The sequence below is a fragment of the Nonomuraea sp. NPDC049480 genome (assembly GCF_044465905.1).
Taxonomy (GTDB): domain Bacteria; phylum Actinomycetota; class Actinomycetes; order Streptosporangiales; family Streptosporangiaceae; genus Nonomuraea.
Genome location: NZ_JBITMD010000025.1, coordinates 62,385 through 78,003, shown reverse-complemented (window position 1 = coordinate 78,003; position 15,619 = coordinate 62,385). Strand labels below are relative to the sequence as shown.

General features: G+C 68.6%; 18 protein-coding genes. 11 read left to right on the top strand and 7 right to left on the bottom strand.

The window, feature by feature from the left end; genetic code table 11:
• Positions 1 to 18: 18 nt before the first annotated feature.
• The gene (locus ACIBX3_RS47000) at positions 19 to 828 is read right to left on the bottom strand and encodes an NmrA family NAD(P)-binding protein (RefSeq protein ID WP_397127196.1); all 810 of its coding nucleotides are present in this window, start codon (positions 826 to 828) and stop codon (positions 19 to 21) included.
• Between the two features lie 75 nt (positions 829 to 903).
• Between ACIBX3_RS47000 and ACIBX3_RS46995 the strand changes: the two genes are divergently transcribed.
• Genes ACIBX3_RS46995 through ACIBX3_RS46985 form a run of 3 tightly spaced genes read left to right on the top strand, consistent with a single transcriptional unit; the run spans position 904 to position 2,579 of the window.
• Entirely contained in the window at positions 904 to 1,824 is a 921-nt protein-coding gene (locus ACIBX3_RS46995) for an AraC family transcriptional regulator (protein ID WP_397127195.1), read from the top strand.
• Positions 1,821 to 2,327 (top strand): HAD domain-containing protein, encoded by a 507-nt coding sequence (locus ACIBX3_RS46990; protein WP_397127194.1) that lies wholly within the window; start codon positions 1,821 to 1,823, stop codon positions 2,325 to 2,327. Before ACIBX3_RS46995 ends, ACIBX3_RS46990 begins: the two co-directional genes overlap by 4 nt.
• Before the next feature lie 60 nt (positions 2,328 to 2,387).
• The gene (locus ACIBX3_RS46985; protein WP_397127193.1) at positions 2,388 to 2,579 is read left to right on the top strand and encodes a PspC domain-containing protein; all 192 of its coding nucleotides are present in this window, start codon (positions 2,388 to 2,390) and stop codon (positions 2,577 to 2,579) included.
• Between the two features lie 154 nt (positions 2,580 to 2,733).
• Here ACIBX3_RS46985 and ACIBX3_RS46980 read toward each other — a convergent pair whose 3' ends face one another.
• On the bottom strand, positions 2,734 to 3,570 hold the full coding sequence (locus tag ACIBX3_RS46980; protein ID WP_397127192.1) for an alpha/beta fold hydrolase: 837 nt from the start codon (positions 3,568 to 3,570) through the stop codon (positions 2,734 to 2,736).
• 133 nt (positions 3,571 to 3,703) lie between these two features.
• Here ACIBX3_RS46980 and lipB point away from each other — a divergent pair, with 133 nt between their 5' ends.
• Positions 3,704 to 4,339 (top strand): lipoyl(octanoyl) transferase LipB, encoded by a 636-nt coding sequence (gene lipB / locus ACIBX3_RS46975; RefSeq protein ID WP_397127191.1) that lies wholly within the window; start codon positions 3,704 to 3,706, stop codon positions 4,337 to 4,339.
• Positions 4,340 to 4,447: 108 nt separating this feature from the next.
• Here the strand turns inward: lipB and ACIBX3_RS46970 are convergent, their stop codons facing one another.
• A complete protein-coding gene (locus ACIBX3_RS46970) occupies positions 4,448 to 5,977 on the bottom strand; it encodes an amino acid permease (RefSeq protein ID WP_397127190.1) in 1,530 nt (509 codons plus the stop codon).
• A gap of 134 nt (positions 5,978 to 6,111) precedes the next feature.
• Positions 6,112 to 6,657 carry a type 1 glutamine amidotransferase domain-containing protein gene (locus ACIBX3_RS46965; protein ID WP_397127189.1) on the bottom strand — a complete coding sequence of 182 codons (546 nt, stop codon included), beginning with the start codon at positions 6,655 to 6,657 and terminating at the stop codon, positions 6,112 to 6,114.
• A 90-nt stretch (positions 6,658 to 6,747) separates the two neighbouring features.
• On the opposite strand from ACIBX3_RS46965, the gene ACIBX3_RS46960 reads away from it, so the two are divergent.
• Positions 6,748 to 7,011 (top strand): heavy-metal-associated domain-containing protein, encoded by a 264-nt coding sequence (locus ACIBX3_RS46960; RefSeq protein WP_397127188.1) that lies wholly within the window; start codon positions 6,748 to 6,750, stop codon positions 7,009 to 7,011.
• A gap of 76 nt (positions 7,012 to 7,087) precedes the next feature.
• On the opposite strand, the gene ACIBX3_RS46955 is transcribed toward ACIBX3_RS46960, so the two are convergent.
• Positions 7,088 to 7,531: a MarR family winged helix-turn-helix transcriptional regulator gene (locus ACIBX3_RS46955; protein ID WP_397127186.1), complete on the bottom strand. Its 444-nt coding sequence runs from the start codon at positions 7,529 to 7,531 to the stop codon at positions 7,088 to 7,090.
• A gap of 97 nt (positions 7,532 to 7,628) precedes the next feature.
• Complete coding sequence (locus tag ACIBX3_RS46950; RefSeq protein WP_397127185.1) at positions 7,629 to 7,997, bottom strand: DUF2809 domain-containing protein; 369 nt, start codon at positions 7,995 to 7,997, stop codon at positions 7,629 to 7,631.
• 147 nt (positions 7,998 to 8,144) lie between these two features.
• Here ACIBX3_RS46950 and ACIBX3_RS46945 point away from each other — a divergent pair, with 147 nt between their 5' ends.
• The 5 genes from ACIBX3_RS46945 to ACIBX3_RS46925 all read left to right on the top strand — a co-directional run bounded on the left by ACIBX3_RS46945 (position 8,145) and on the right by ACIBX3_RS46925 (position 13,926).
• Positions 8,145 to 9,959: an ABC transporter substrate-binding protein gene (locus ACIBX3_RS46945; protein ID WP_397127184.1), complete on the top strand. Its 1,815-nt coding sequence runs from the start codon at positions 8,145 to 8,147 to the stop codon at positions 9,957 to 9,959.
• Entirely contained in the window at positions 9,956 to 11,008 is a 1,053-nt protein-coding gene (locus ACIBX3_RS46940; protein ID WP_397127183.1) for an ABC transporter permease, read from the top strand. Before ACIBX3_RS46945 ends, ACIBX3_RS46940 begins: the two co-directional genes overlap by 4 nt.
• Positions 11,005 to 11,886: an ABC transporter permease gene (locus tag ACIBX3_RS46935; protein ID WP_397127182.1), complete on the top strand. Its 882-nt coding sequence runs from the start codon at positions 11,005 to 11,007 to the stop codon at positions 11,884 to 11,886. Before ACIBX3_RS46940 ends, ACIBX3_RS46935 begins: the two co-directional genes overlap by 4 nt.
• A 67-nt stretch (positions 11,887 to 11,953) precedes the next feature.
• On the top strand, positions 11,954 to 12,919 hold the full coding sequence (locus ACIBX3_RS46930) for an ABC transporter ATP-binding protein (protein ID WP_397127180.1): 966 nt from the start codon (positions 11,954 to 11,956) through the stop codon (positions 12,917 to 12,919).
• Positions 12,916 to 13,926 carry an ABC transporter ATP-binding protein gene (locus ACIBX3_RS46925; protein WP_397127179.1) on the top strand — a complete coding sequence of 337 codons (1,011 nt, stop codon included), beginning with the start codon at positions 12,916 to 12,918 and terminating at the stop codon, positions 13,924 to 13,926. The genes ACIBX3_RS46930 and ACIBX3_RS46925 overlap by 4 nt, the downstream gene beginning before the upstream one ends.
• A 2-nt stretch (positions 13,927 to 13,928) precedes the next feature.
• Here the strand turns inward: ACIBX3_RS46925 and ACIBX3_RS46920 are convergent, their stop codons facing one another.
• On the bottom strand, positions 13,929 to 14,495 hold the full coding sequence (locus ACIBX3_RS46920; protein WP_397127178.1) for a nucleoside deaminase: 567 nt from the start codon (positions 14,493 to 14,495) through the stop codon (positions 13,929 to 13,931).
• Between the two features lie 110 nt (positions 14,496 to 14,605).
• Here ACIBX3_RS46920 and ACIBX3_RS46915 point away from each other — a divergent pair, with 110 nt between their 5' ends.
• The gene (locus ACIBX3_RS46915) at positions 14,606 to 15,583 is read left to right on the top strand and encodes an antibiotic biosynthesis monooxygenase (protein ID WP_397127177.1); all 978 of its coding nucleotides are present in this window, start codon (positions 14,606 to 14,608) and stop codon (positions 15,581 to 15,583) included.
• Positions 15,584 to 15,619: the final 36 nt, after the last annotated feature.

Here is a 15,619-nt window from a genome sequence, read left to right as displayed (position 1 = left end):
TCCCGCGGCCGGCTCTGATCATTCAGCCCAGATCTTGGCGTTGGCCCTGGCGAAGTCGGCGAAGTCCCGGGCAGGGCGGCCGATCGCCTGCTGTACGCCGTCGGCCACACTGGCGTTGCGGCCGTCGAGGATCTCGGTGAACATCGCGGACAGGTTCTCTGCCTCATCCTTCGTGGCCCCCTGCGCGGCGGCGGCGGCGACGAACTCCTCACGTGTCACGCGGACGAACGTGATCCGCCTGCCGGTCGCCTCCGACAACTCCTCGGCCACCTGCGCGAACGTCAGCAGCCGCGGCCCCGTCAGCTCGTACAGCTTGCCCGCGTGGCCGTCCCGGCTGAGCGCGACCGTCGCCACGTCGGCGATGTCCTCCACGTCCAGGAACGGCTCCGGCACGTCTGCGGCGGGCAGTGCGATGACGCCCTCGCGGACCGCGCCCAGGAGGAAGTCCTCGCTGAAGTTCTGCATGAACCAGCTGCAGCGGAGGATCGTCCACTCCGCGCCCGACTCCCGCACCGTGCGCTCGCTCGCCAGCGCCCCCTCCTCGCCGCGGCCCGACAGCAGCACCAGCCGCCGGACGCCGCCGCGTACCGCGAGCTCGGTGAACGCCCTGATGTCCTCGTACGCGCCGGGGAAGGTCAGGTCGGGGTAGTAGGCGAGGTACGCGGCCGTGACGCCGTCGAGCGCGGCCGGCCAGGTGGAGCGGTCGTTCCAGTCGAAGGGCGGGGTGGAGGAGCGGGACCCGATCCGCACGGGCAGGCCGAGAGCGGTGAGCCGGTCAGCGATGCGGCGGCCGGTCTTGCCCGTGCCGCTCGTAATCAGAATCGTCATGCGTCCAGTAAGCCGCCATACCCATCAGACTCTCCATGGTTGAGAGGCGCATTCCCATATGCGATCGTCTACGCCATGGACCAACTCGCGGCACTGCTCGACGGCCCGCGCGCCCGCGGCGCCTTCCTGCTCCGCAGCATCCTGGATTCGCCGTGGTCGATGCGCATCCAGGACGAGTCCCCGCTGGCGTTGACGGCGGTGGTGCGCGGGGGCGCGTGGATCCTGCCCGGGAAGGGCGAGCCCGTGCGGCTGCGGCCGGGCGATGTGGTGATCAACCGGGGGCCGGATCCGTACGTCGTGGCCGACGACCCCGCCACCGAGCCGCAGATCGTCATCCACCCCGGCCAGCACTGCACCACACTCGACGGCGAGTCCCTCTACGAGGCCATGGACCTGGGCGTGCGGACGTGGGGCAACAACCCGGACGGCGACACCGTGCTGTTGACCGGCGCGTACTCGATGGAGGGCGAGGTCAGCCGGCGGCTGCTGGAGGCGCTGCCCCCGATGATCGTCCAGCCCGGCGGGCTGCTCATCTCGCTGCTCGGAGCCGAGATCGTCAAGGACGAGCCGGGGCAGGAGGCGGTCCTGGACCGGCTGCTCGACCTGCTGCTCATCGCGGTCCTGCGATCGTGGTTCGCCACCCATGAGGCGCCGGGCTGGTACCGCGCCATGGGCGACCCCGTGGTCGGCAAGGCCATGCGCATGCTGCACAACAACCCCGCCCACCCGTGGACGGTCGCCTCGCTGGCCGCCGAGGTGGGCGTCTCCAGGGCGTCGCTCGCCAGGCGCTTCACCGAGCTGGTCGGCGAGCCGCCGATGGCCTTCCTCACCGACTGGCGGCTGGCGCTGGCCGCCGACCTGCTGCGCGAGCCCGACGCCACGGTCGGCTCGGTGGCCAGGAAGGTCGGGTACGGCAGCCCGTTCGCGCTCAGCGCGGCCTTCAAGCGGGTGCGGGGGATCAGCCCGCAGAAATTCCGCGCCGGAGCCGCCCCGTGAAGCCGCTGCTGCTGCTCGACGTGGACGGCGTCCTCAACCCGATGGGCCGGCCCACGCCCGACTACCGGCGCTATCGGTGCACGATCGCCGGCGAGGTCTACACCGTGCACCTCAACCCCCGGCACGGCCGCCGGCTCCTGGAGCTGGCCGAGGCCACCGGCGCCGAGCTGGTCTGGGCGACCACCTGGGAGCACCACGCCAACGACTGGATCGCCCCCAGGATCGGCCTGCCCTCGCTGCCCGTCATCCCCGTCAGCACCGACGTCCTCAGCGAACGCGGGGAGATGTTCAAGACCCCGCACGTGGCGGCGTACGCGGGGCGGCGGCCGTTCGTCTGGTTCGACGACCAGGTGTGGGCCGAGGACGAGGAGTACCTCAGGGTGCATCAGGGTCTCGACGATTTCCTGCTCGTGCACGTGGACCCCACACGCGGACTGACCAGCCATCATCTGGGCATGGCACATGAATGGCTGACCCTTACAGGGTTTTCTCAGGGTTCCTGACGGGAGTCCTGCGGCCTTGCTGTCCGTTTTTGAGGTAGGTCGAAAAACGGAGGGAACATCATGTACCGCTCACGAGAGCACAGGATCATAGCCGGGGTATGCGGGGGCCTCGCCGACAAGATGGGCCTGCCGCCCACGCTCGTCCGGATCCTCTGGCTGCTCCTGTCGCTCATTCCTGGGCCGCTGTGGGTCGTCTACGTCGTCATGTGGATCCTCATCCCGGAGGAGCCGAAGGAATACCGCGCCGCGTAGCTTCTCCTGGACCGGCCCCCGGCGCGTGTGGCCGATCCTCGCATCGGCCACCACCCGGGCCTCGCCCGAGCTGCCCGCGGCGGCAGACGTCACCGACGCCGCCGCGTGTGCCGATGGCCGGTGTGAGGTCCGGGTCGGCGCCTCGGCGCGAACCCTAGGAGAGGAACTCAGCGATGATCTTCACGAACCGGTCGGGGGCGTCGAGCCAGGGGTAGTGGCCCGCCTCGGGCTGGACGACCAGTGTGGCGTTGGGGAACAGCGTGGCGAATTCGGCCATGACAGCCGGCGGGGCGGCGATGTCCAGTTCTCCGGCAAGCACCAGGACCGGCGCGCCGAACGCGGCCAGCGCCGCCCGCGTGACGTCCGGGTCGAAGGCGCCCTCGGCGGCGAAGCCGGCCGCGGCCTCGCGGTTCTGATCTTCGCCCTCGGCCACATGGTGGGCCTGCGCCGCCGAGTCCCATCGGCCGTACGTGAACGGCGTGATGGCCGTCCAATCCGCCTCGGTGGCCCGGCCCGCCCCGATGGCCTCCAGGGCGGCGAATGCCGCCGGGAACCAGGGCTCGCCGGCACGCAGCCGCGCGACCGCGCGTCGCAGCTCCCCGCTGATCGGGATGTCGACGGCCTTGGTGCTCGGCGTGACCAGGGCGAGTCTGGAGACGCGGGCGGGATGGCGGGCCGCGTACTGCACCGCCAGGTTCGCTCCGCCGCAGTGCGCGAGCAGATCCATGCGCTCGAGACCGAGATGCGCGCGGAGGGCTTCCACGTCCTCGACCATGCGGTCGCAGCGATAGGAGGTGACGTCGTCCGGCCTCGCGGACCCGCCGGTGCCCCGAAGATCCAGCGCGATCATCCGCCGGTGTGCGGGAAGGCCGCCGAGGTCGCCGAGATAGGCCACCCGCGTCGGGCCGCCCGGCAGGCAGATCACCGGAGGTCCGTCGCCGTACGCGTGGTAGGCGAGTTCGGTCCCGTCGGGCGCGGAGAAGGTGGGCATGCCCGGGATCCTGACAGCATCGTTCCGGCCGGGCAACGGGGTTTCCGCGCCCTTCGTCCCCGTCGGCAGGGTGAAGGGGCACCGCTCGCAGGTCGTGCGCCTGCGGCTCGGGACGCGGCTTATCCTCGAAAGCATGAGGGCAAGGCTGCTGACACTCATTCAGGACGATCTCGTCGAGTACGACACGGCGATGGAGCGCATGACCGACCTCGTCGGGCAGCGCCAGCGGGACGAGCGGCCCGACACGCTCTGGCTGCTCAGCCACCCGTCCGTCTACACCGTCGGCCGCCGCACGCCGATGACCCACCTGCCGGACCCGTCACGCGGCATCCCCGTGGTCGAGACGGGCCGCGGCGGCCAGCTCACCTACCACGGGCCGGGCCAGCTCGTCGGCTACCTGATCGTCAAGCTGGACGAGGACCAGGGCATCGTCGACTACGTACGCGAGGTGGAGCTGCGGCTGGTGGAGGCGCTGGGCAAGCTGGGGTTGCCGGCCGAGCGGCGCGACACGCCACCGGGTTCCGAATTGCTCACCGGCGTCTGGACCGTGGAGACCGGACGCAAGATCGTCTCGATCGGCATGCGGCAGAGCCGGGGCGTCACCAGCCACGGCTTCGCGCTCAACGTGGACGGCGACCTGACACCGTGGAACTGGGCGGTCGCCTGCGGGATGCCGGACGTGGACATGACCTCGCTCAAGCGTGAGCTGGGCTCCATCGCCATGAGCGAGGTGCGGGCGGCCGTGGCCGCCGCCTTCGAGGCCTCCTGACCGCCGGGTCAGCTGTGCGGAAACAGCTGCACGTCGGCGTTGTGAGCGCGAGCAGCCTGCAAGCAGATGGGTACGGCTCGCGCGGAGCCGTACCCATGTGCGAAGGCGTCAGGCCGACGGGACCTCGTCGACGGTGCGGCGCGGGCCGGTGAACCAGTGCTTGGCCGACAGGGTCCACCACAGGGCGATGCCGATCAGGACGACGCCGACCGCGATCGGCGCGTAGTTGACCGACGTCCAGGCGAAGTCCTTGTTGCCGGGCACGCCGGCCGGGGAGAACGGCATGATGAAGTAGATCGAGACGATCACGATCTCGATGCAGGCGATCCAGCACAAAACCCGATATTTCCGGCCGAGGGTCCACGGGCCGGGCTCGAACTTGTCGCCCATGCGCAGCCGTAGCCAGATCGGGATGAGGAACGCCAGGTAGAGGCCGATGACCGCGATCGACACGACGGCGTAGAAGGCGACCGGGGTGGTCAGTCCGGGAGGGGCGTACAGGGCAGGCAGGGTGATCAGGGCGGCCACCACGCATCCCATGAGGATCGCGTTGACCGGGGTGCGGTTGCGGTCCACCTTGGACCACAGTCGCCAGCCGGGAATGGCGCCGTCACGCGAGAACGCGTACGTCATCCGCGACATCGACGTCACGCAGCTCATTCCGCAGAAGAACTGCCCGATCGTGGAGATCGCGAAGATCGCCGTGGCCAGCGGCGAGGAGAGCGCGGTCTCGAAGATGGTCCCGACGAACCCGCCGCCCTTGTTGATCGCGTCCACGTCCGTCGCCGCGAACAGGAACGCCAGCAGCAGGATCCAGCCGCCGATCGCCGAGTAGAAGATCGACTGCCACAGGCCGCGCGCCGCCGACTTGGCCGCGCCCTGGGTCTCTTCCGACACGTGGGCGCAGGCGTCGAAGCCGGTGATCGTGTACTGGGTGAGCAGGAAGCCGAGCGGCAGCACGTACAGCCAGAAGGGGAGCCCCTCGGAGCCGTCGCCGAAGCCGGAGGTGTTGTTGGTGCCGAAGAAGACGAAGTCGGCCGACTGGTGCTGGCTGGGTGCGAAGACCAGGATGGCGACGATGATCACGGCGCCCGCGACGTGCCACCAGACCGAGACGTTCTGCAGCAGTGAGATGAGCTTGTGGCTGTAGATGTTGATCAGGGCGTGCAGCGCCAGGATGATCACGAACAGCAGGAACGCCTGGGGGAGCGTGGCCTCCCACGCGCCGCCGGTCAGCCGGTTGAGGGTGATGTTGAGGAACGTCGCGCAGCCGTAGTCGACCGACGCGGTGACGGCGATGAGGCCGATGAGGTTGAGCCAGCCGGTGAACCAGCCGTGGATCGGCTTGCCCATCTTGGCGGCCCACCAGTAGATGCCGCCCGCCGTCGGGTACGCGGACACCAGTTCCGACATGCAGAAGCCGATGATCAGGATGAACAAGGAGATGATCGGCCAGCCCCATGAGATGGCGACGGGGCCGCCGTTGTTCCAGGCCTGTCCGAAGGTCGTGAAGCAGCCGGCGAGGATCGAGATGATGGAGAAGGAGATGGCGAAGTTCGAGAATCCACTCCAGGTGCGGGCCAGCTCCTGCTTGTAGCCGAGCTCGGCAAGTCGCCTGGAATCCTCGTCAATGGTCATGAGGTCTCCTTGGGGGGCGCGGAGGACGCTCCAATTGGACTACATCTAGACCATTTCCTGTCGGGTGACAAGGTGTTACAGGCGAGTTTCGTTGCCGTCATGACACCCGTGGCCCGGAGGCCACGGGTGTGATCTCACTGGCCGAACGCGTCGGTCGCCGCCTGGCAGAACGCCTTGAGGTCGTCCGGCTTGCGGCTGGTCACCAGCGTGTTCGGGCCGGCCGTGCATACCACGACCTCCTCATCCACCCAGGTGGCCCCGGCGTTGCGGAGGTCCGTCCGGAGGCTGGGCCAGGACGTGAGCGTACGTCCGCGCACCACGTCCGCCTCGACCAGGGTCCAGGGGGCGTGGCAGATGGCCGCCACCGGCTTGCCCGCGTCGAAGAAGGCGTGGACGAACCGCACGGCCTGCGGCACCGTACGCAGGAAGTCGGGGTTCGCGACACCCCCGGGGAGCACGAGGCCGTCGAAGGAGGCCGGATCGGCGCCGTCCACCGTGTCGTCCACGGCGAAGGTGTCCGCCTTGTCGAGGTGACTGAACGCCTGGATCTGGCCGGAGCCGGTGGAGACGAGCGTCGGCGTCCCACCTGCCTGCTTGACCGCCTTCCACGGTTCGGTGAGCTCCACCTGCTCGACTCCCTCGGGAGCGACCAGGAACGCGATGGTCTTGCCGTTCAGCATGTGAACCCTCCCTCTCACGTGTTTTCCTCCACCTATCCGGCCGGGTCCAATGTATGCGCCTTTACCCCTATGGGGTATATGATGGGCGTCATGACTGTGACGACGTTCCACGTTGAGGGCATGACCTGCGGCCACTGCGTCAACTCCGTGACCGAGGAGGTCGGCAAGGTGGCCGGGGTCCACGGAGTCGAGGTGGACCTGGCGTCCGGGGCCGTGACCGTGACGACTTCGGCGCCGCTGGACTGGGCGCTGGTGGACGCCGCCGTGACCGAGGCCGGCTACACGCTGGTCGGCACGGCTGAACTCCTGCCGCAGGCCGGCGGGTCGTGCTGCGGCTCCGGCGGTTGCCACTGACGATGTGCTCTCAGGCCTCCGCCGGCTTCGCCGTGAGCCGGCGGAGGCCCATCAATGTGTAACCCACGGCGGCGCCCTACTCGCCCAGATGATCGAGCAGGGTCCGGCTGATCTCCTCCAGCTGGCGCAACTGCTCCGGGCTGAGCGCGTCGATCAGGTGGGCGCGCACGCTGGTGACGTGCCGGGGAGCCGCCGCCCGCAGGGCCTCCAGACCCTCGTCCGTGAGCACGGCCAGCCATCCGCGCCGGTCCTCGGTGTAGTGCTCACGCCGGATCCAGCCGGCCTGCTCCAGTTTGTTGACCGCGTGCGAGATGCGGCTCGGTTTGGACCTGGTCCACCGCGCCAGCTCCGCCATCCGCAACGTCCCGTCCGGCGCCTCCGACAGCATGACCAGCAACTCGTAGTAGGTGAGCGGCATGCCCGCGGCCTGCAGATCGCGATCGAGGCGCTCGTTGAGCAGACGGGTCGCCGTCCCGAACGCCCGCCAGGCCTGCTGCTCCTCCTCGCTGAGCCACTTCATGGACCCGCAACCTATCAAATGTTGCGCGCTGAAATACCTCCATGTATTGTCGCGCCGGATCTTTCAGTGCTGAACTGAAAAAGATGCTGAGCGATGATCAACCTGGTCGAGGGCGTCCGGGCGGTCGCCGCCTGAGCCAGAGCGTGTGCGCGGCCCACGCGGCGGCCGCGCCCACCGCGTACCAGAGCAGGTCGGGAGCGTTGAACGTGCTGCCCAGCACCGGCCGAAGCACCGCCGGGATGTCCCCGAGCTGAGCGAACTCGATCGCCCAGCTCAGGCCGGCGGCGAGCAGCGCCGCTACCCGCGGTCGTACGCTGGGTCGGGCGAGCAGGACGAGCGTGTAGATCAGCACGGTGTAGAGCGCGTCCCCGGCGTACTTCGGGACCGGTCCGTCCCACAGCAGCCGCGCCCCCAGCCCGGCCGCCACGGTGAGGGCGGCGGCGACAAGGACGGGCAGGCGGGGCACCAGCTCACGGTAGTCCCAAGCGCACTGAAAATTTACACCGCCAAAGGAAACGAAGATGAAACAATTTTCCGGAGCGCGTTGACACGCGGTCTTCGTATGGTGTGCCTTTCTCTACACAGGAACCCCCTGCCTGAAGGTGAGGCACTCATGAGGAAATGGTTCGCGCGCCTGGCGACGCTGGGCGTAGCGCTCTTAGTGGCAGGTCAGGGCACCACAGCGGCCCTTGCCCAGGACCCGGCGGCGGGGAAGAAGACGGTACGGGTCGGCGCGACGCAGTCCATGGACTCGATGAACCCGTTCCTGGCCGTCCGCCTGGTCTCGACGTCGATCCACCGCTGGATGTACGGCTACCTCACGGTTCCCGACTCCAAGACCCTCCAGCCCAGCGCCGACCTGGCCGAGTCGTGGGACACGTCCGAGGACGGGCTGACGTGGACGTTCAAGATCCGCGCCGCCAAGTGGTCGGACGGCAAGCCGATCACGGCCGAGGACGCGGCCTGGACGTTCAACAAGATGATGACGGACGAGGCCGCCAAGACGGCCAACGGCCCGGCGGTGGAGAACTTCGAGAGCGTCACGGCCAGCGGCCAGGACCTGACGATCAAGCTCAAGTCCCCGCAGGCGTCCATGCTGGAGAACCCGGTCCCGATCATGCCCAAGCATGTCTGGGAGTCGGTGACCGACATGGCCAACTACGACGCCGAGAAGTACCCGAGCGTGAGCAGCGGCCCGTACATCGCCGTCGAGCACAAGAAGGACCAGCACGTCAAGCTGCAGGCCAACCCCAACTACTGGCGGGGCAAGCCGAAGATCGACGAGCTGCAGGTCATCTTCTACGACAACCCGCAGGCCGCCATCGCGGGCCTGCAGAAGGGTGACATCGACCTGATCGGCCGCCTGCAGCCGCCCGAGTTCGAGGCCATCCAGAACAACGCGAACATCGAGGCGTGGAACACCCAGGGCCGGCGCGCGGCGTACCTGCAGATCAACCACGGCGCCACCACCACCGACGACAAGCCCGTCGGCGACGGCCACCCGGCGCTGAAGGACGTCAAGGTCCGCCAGGCACTGCACCACGCCATCGACAAGCAGAAGCTGGTCGACGAGGTCCAGAACGGCCTGGCCAAGCCGGCCGACGGCTCGATCGTGCCGCCGATGTACAAGGACTTCTTCTGGGAGGCCTCCGGCGACACCAAGGTCACCTACGACCCCGCCAAGGCGAACCAGATCCTCGACGACGCCGGCTACAAGAAGGGCGCCGACGGTGTCCGCACGATGCCCGACGGCGAGCGCAAGCTGGAGTTCCGCTTCACCATCCACACCGACACGCCGATCGAGGACAAGCTCGCCGAATATCTGGCCGGCTTCTTCAAGGAGGTCGGCATCACGCTGACCACCGTGAAGCTCGACTCCAGCAAGTTCAGCGAGCAGACCGGCATCGCCGGCACGTTCGACATCGCCATCAGCGGCTGGTCGGTCAACCCCGACCCCGAAGAGGTCATGGCCACGCACCTGTGCAGCCGCAGGCCGGCCCCGAACGGCGAGGGCGGCGGCACCGAGTCGTTCTTCTGCGACAAGACCTTCGAGAAGCTCTACCAGGATCAGCTGAAGGAGCTCGACCGGCCCAAGCGCGCCGAGATCCTCAAGCAGATGCAGGAGCGGCTCTACACCCAGGCCCCGATCATCGCCATCTACTACCCGAACGACCTCGAGGGCTACCGCAAGGACCGCATCACCAGCATCACCCCGATCCCCGAGGACAAGGGCCTCCTGTACGGCGGCAGCGGCTACTGGCCCTTCTACACCGTGGACGTCAAGGCCACGGCGGCGGGCGGCGGCGCGGCCGGCGGCGGCTCCAACACCGGCCTCATCGCCGGGATCGTCGGCGGCGTGGTGGCCGTGGGCCTGGTGGCCTTCCTCGCGACCAGGCGGCGCAAGGGTGCCGCGGACGAGCGCGAATGACAACACCGCTAGAAGCAGCAGAGCCCGCCGTCCAGGCGGCGGGCCCTGGTGATGAGCGCCCCACCCACCGCGGCACGCTGCAGTACGCGCTGTCGAAGGCCGGTGGGGCGCTGTTCAGCATCGCCATGGTGATCGTCGGCACGTTCTTCCTGTTCCGGCTGCTTCCCGGCGATCCCGTACGCAACCTCGCGCAGGGCCGCAACATGACCCCCGCGCAGCTTGACCTGGAACGGCGACGGCTCGGCCTGGACAAGCCGCTGATCGAGCAGTTCTTCGACTTCGTCGGCAAGACGCTCCGCCTGGACCTCGGCACGTCGTACGAGTACAAGCGGCCGGTGCTCGACCTGATCGGCGAGCGGATCGGCCCGACGCTGCTGCTGGCCGGCACGGGCCTGGTCATCGCGGTCAGCCTCGGCATCTGGCAGGGCACGCGGGCCGGGTGGCGGCACGGCAGCAGGTTCGACCGCTTCTCCACCGGCGCGTCGCTGCTGCTGTGGTCGGTGCCGACGTTCTGGCTCGGGCTGCTGCTGATGATGGTGTTCGGGGTCGGCATCGGGCCGATCCCCGGCCTGTTCCCGTTCAGAGGCATCGAGAGCGTGGACGCGCCCGACGGGTTCGCGTACGTGCTGGACGTGGCCTCCCACATGGTGCTGCCGTGCCTGACGCTGGTGGCCGTGGTGTACGCGCAGTACCTCCTCGTCATGCGGTCGTCGCTGCTGGAGGAGGTCAGCCAGGACTACGTCACCGTGGCCCGCGCCAAAGGGCTGCGCGACGACGAGGTACGCCGCCGGCACGCGGTGCCCAACGCGCTGCTGCCCACGGTGACACTGGTCTTCCTGCGCATCGGCTTCGTGGTCGGAGGCGCGGTCACCGTCGAGACGATCTACACCTGGCCAGGGCTCGGCCAGCTGTTCTACGAGGCGGTCCGGGTGCCTGACTTCACGCTCATGCAGGGCACGTTCTTGCTGATCACCGTGGCGGTGGTCGTCATGAACACGCTGGCGGACGTGGTCTACCACGTGCTCGACCCGAGGGTGAGGTCGGCATGACGAGCGTCGCCGCCGCCCGCAGGCGGCTCGCGATGAGCCGCTTCTGGGCCGAGTTCCGCCGCCACCGGGGCGGCATGATCGGCTTGGTGACGCTCGTCGTCGCCGTGGCACTCGCCCTCTTGGCACCGCTGTTCATCGGCGAGGACGTGACCAGCGTCGTGCGCGGAACCGGGCAGAAGTGGGCGTCACCGAGCCTCAGCGAGCCCTTCGGCACCGACGAGTCGGGCCGCTCGATCCTGCTCATGGTGTGGTGGGGCTCGCGCACGTCGCTGCTCATCGGCTTCCTCGCCGCGCTGCTCAGCGTCGTGATCGGGCTGCTCGTCGGCGTCGCGGCAGGCCATTTCCGCGGCTGGCTCGGCGGCACGCTCATGCGGGTGACCGACTGGTTCCTGGTGCTCCCGTCCCTGGTCACGGCGCTGGTGCTGGCGGCCATCCTGGGCGGCAGCACATTCACGATCATCATGGCGATCGGGATCACGACGTGGCCCGCGACGGCCCGCCTGATCAGAGCGCAGACGCTCGCCGTCGAGGCGCGGCCGTACATCGAGCGGTCGAAGGCGCTCGGCGCCGGACACTGGCACATCACGACCAGGCACGTGCTGCCCAACGTGGCGCCGCTGCTGCTGGCCAGCACCACGCTGGAGGTCGCCAGCGCGATCGTGACCGAGTCCACGCTGGCCTTTCTCGGTGCCAGCGCGAACAAGACCTCCTGGGGGACCATGCTGCGCGCCTCCTACGACTTCGGCGCGGCCACGAAGGGCGCGTGGTGGTACATCCTCATCCCCGGTCTGGCCATCCTCGCCGTCGTCATGGCGTTCACCCTGGTGGGACGGGCACTGGAGGCCGTGCTCAACCCACGGCTCAGGAGGGTCACGTGAGCGAGCGAAGCGAGAGAACAATTAGATACAGCAGTTTCAAACTCATGCGAGCGACGGAGTCGGTCGCATGAGTTTGCTCGAACTCGACGACGTGTCGGTGACGTACCGCATAGCCTCGGGCGAGGTCCCCGCGGTGCGGGGCGTGTCGCTGAGCCTCGGCTCCGGAGCGGCACTCGGAGTCGCCGGCGAGTCGGGATCCGGCAAGTCGACGCTGGCCATGGCGCTGCTCCGGCTTCTGCCCCGGGACGCGCGCGTCGGCGGCCGGATCCTGCTCGACGGTGAGGACGTCCTCACCATGAAGTGGGGCCGCATGCGGGCGGTGCGCTGGGCGGAGGCCTCGATCGTGTTCCAGGGCGCCCAGCACGGGCTCAACCCGGTACGCAGGATCGGGGAGCAGATCGCCGAGCCGCTGCTCGTCCACAACCTGGCCAAGCCGGACAGCGCCCGCAAGCGCGCGGCCGAGCTGCTCGAACAGGTCGGCCTGCCGGCCTGGCGGGCCCGCAGCTACCCGCACGAGCTGTCGGGAGGGCAGCGGCAGCGCGTGATGATCGCGATGGCGCTGGCCTGCTCGCCGCGGCTGATCATCGCCGACGAGCCGACCACGGCGCTCGACGTGATGGTGCAGGCCCAGGTCCTGACGCTGATCAAGGAGCTGGTGGCCGAGCACGACATCTCGCTGATCATGATCTCGCACGACCTGTCGGTGCTCGCCGACGTCTGCGACCAGCTCGCGGTCATGTACGCCGGCCGCGTCGTCGAACACGGCCCCTCTCACGAGGTGTTCCACGACGCCAAGCACCCCTACAGCCGGGCGCTGGCGGCGGCGTTCCCCACGGTGGGCGACCCGGCCTCGCGGCTGGCGCCCAAGGGGCTCGGCGGCGACCCGCCCGACCCGATGGAGCTCCCGGCAGGTTGCTCGTTCCACCCGCGTTGCCCGGTCGCGCTGGACGGGTGCGCGACCATGGACGTGGAGCTGTGGCCGGCCGGCAAGGGCCGTACGGCTGCGTGCGTGCATGTACAGGAGGCCTCTTGACCGAGACCCAGACCGCCGCTGAGGCGGTCTCGACAACCCGGCCGACCCTGCTGGAGGCCCGCGACCTGCACGTGGAGTTCGCCTCGCGCGGCCGCCGCGCCCGTGCCGTGGACGGCGTGAACCTGGCCATCGGCGAGGGCGAGATCGTCGCGCTGGTGGGCGAGTCCGGCTGCGGCAAGACCACGCTGGCCCGCACGCTGCTCGGCCTCGAACGCCCCACCTCCGGCGAGGTGCGCTACGCCGGCGCCGCGCTGGACTACCGCAGCAAGGCGCTCAAGGCCTACCGCAGGGAGGTGCAGCTCGTCCTGCAGGACCCGACGGGCTCGCTCAACCCCCGGCACACGGTGTACGAGGCCGTCGCCGAAGGGCCGCGCATCCACGGCCTGCCGGACGAGCGGGAGGTCGTGGCCTCGGCCCTGTCCAGAGCGGGCCTGCGGCCGCCGGACCGGTTCTTCCTGCGGTACCCGCACGAGCTGTCCGGCGGGCAGCGGCAGCGCGTGGTGATCGCCGGCGCGCTGGCGCTCGACCCGAAGGTGCTGATCGCCGACGAGCCGGTGGCCTCTCTCGACGCCTCCGTACGCGGCGAGATCCTGGCGCTGCTGCTCAAGCTCAGGGAGGAGTTGGGGCTGTCGGCCCTGGTCGTCACCCACGACCTGGGGCTGGCCTGGAACATCGCGGACCGGGTGGCCGTGATGTACCTGGGCAGGATCGTCGAGTCCGGGCCGGTCGAGCAGGTGCTGACCGCGCCGCGGCATCCCTACACGCAGGCGCTCATGTCGGTGCTGCCGGAGTCTCCGGAGCGGGTGGTGCTGACCGGCGAGCCGCCGGACCCGACGCGGATCCCCGGCGGGTGCCGCTTCCACGCTCGCTGCCAGGTGCTCGCCTCCGGCCGGGCGGCAGAGGTGGGGGTGGACGCCAAGTGCCGCGCGCAGCCGCTGGCCATCCTGCCCGCGGTGCCCGAGGCGCAGGCGGCCTGCTATTACGCCGACACGGCCGGTGAGGCCTGACTTCAGTACGGGTGATGGTCGGGCTTGTTCGCCCAAGCCGCGTACGCTTCGGCGCCGAGCTCGGGATGAATCTGATCCAGCTCGATCTTGCGCTGGTCGTAGGGTTTCGTGAAGTCTTCGTACTGGAAGGCGTCGTCGAAACCTATCTTCCGGGTCGCCTCCAGGTCCGCGCTGAAGTGCACGGCGTCGATCCTCGACCAGTAAATGGCGCTCATGCACATCGGGCACGGATAGCCGCTCGTGTAGAGGGAACAGCCCATGAGCATCCTGGCCCGCTCGGGCAGCGGGTCGGGCGACCCTTCTGGGCGCGGTACGAGCTCGAGCGTCGACTCGTTCTGGTGTTCCTCCGGGACGGAGGGCGCCTCCGGATTCAGGACCTGAATGGCCTTGCGGATCGCCTCGACTTCGCCGTGCGCGGTCGGATCGCCGGTGAGAAGGACGCGATTCTGCCCGCGGGCCAGAATTTCTCCGTCCTTGACGATGACCGCGCCGAACGGACCGCCCCAGCCATGCGTCACCGATTCGGTGGCGAGCCGTACAGCTTCGGCCATGAAATCCTTGGGCGTCATTTGATGACCTCCGGCAGGTAAAAGGCGGCTGAAAATTTGACGTGATCAACCGTTGTGGACGATTCGTCGCCGCATTTCTTCCCTGAGTGCTCTGGACTACACTTGCCCAGGTGAAGCCTCATGTGCACCGCGGACCCGGAGGTGGCGTCGCCACCGTGGTGATCTCCTCGAAAGTCCGCGAAGGCCGCGAGGAGGACTATCGGCGGTGGCAGCAGAAAATAAATGACACCATGCGCTCCTTTGCCGGTTTCGAGGGCTCGGAAGTTTATCCGCCAATTTCTGGTGAGCAGCATGCCTGGGTGGTCGTGTTCCGCTTCTCGAGTACCGATGAATTGACGCGATGGCTCGACTCGGAAACGCGAAGAAGACTGCTCGACGAGGTTCGCCCGCTGTTGGAGGAGCCGTCGGAACTGGAGGTCCTGGCAGGGGAACGGCCGGCCCGGGAGGCGGTCACGGCAGTGATCTCCCATAACGTGCGGCCGGGCCGTGAGCGTGATTTCCTGCGATGGCAGGACAAGGCGCGCAAGGCGCAGGAGAGGTTTCCCGGATTCCTGGGGTTCGAAGCGTTCGAACCCGTGCCGGGTGTTCAGGAGCACTGGGTCGTCATGTTCCGCTACGACACCCGCGAGCACCTCGACGACTGGCTGGGGTCCGGCACCCGTAAGAAACTCCTGGACGAGGGGCACGACTACTTCGCCGACTACGACGTGCGTACGGTCAAGTCGGCGTTCAGCGGCTGGTTCCGGTTCGACGGCGGGAGGACGGCGCGAGAACCCCCGCCCAACTGGAAGCAGGCCATGTCCGTGCTGCTGAGCCTCTATCCCACGGTGATGATCCTGAATTTGACGATCGGCCGCGCGTTCGAGGCGGCACGCCTGCCCGGATACCTCGCCATGTTCATGAGCAACGTATTGAGCGTCGCCCTCCTCACGTGGGTGATGATGCCTCTCGTCAACAGAATCTTCGCGTCCTGGCTGTCGCCCGGCGGGCGCGGCTCGGTCTTCACGAATCTGGCGGGCGCCTTGGTGATGGTGCTGTGCTTCGCGCTGTTCATCGCCGCCTTCGGCCTGATCGCCGGCTGGACGTGAGCGTGGGTGACGGTGATGCCGGCGTCGATCAGGGTG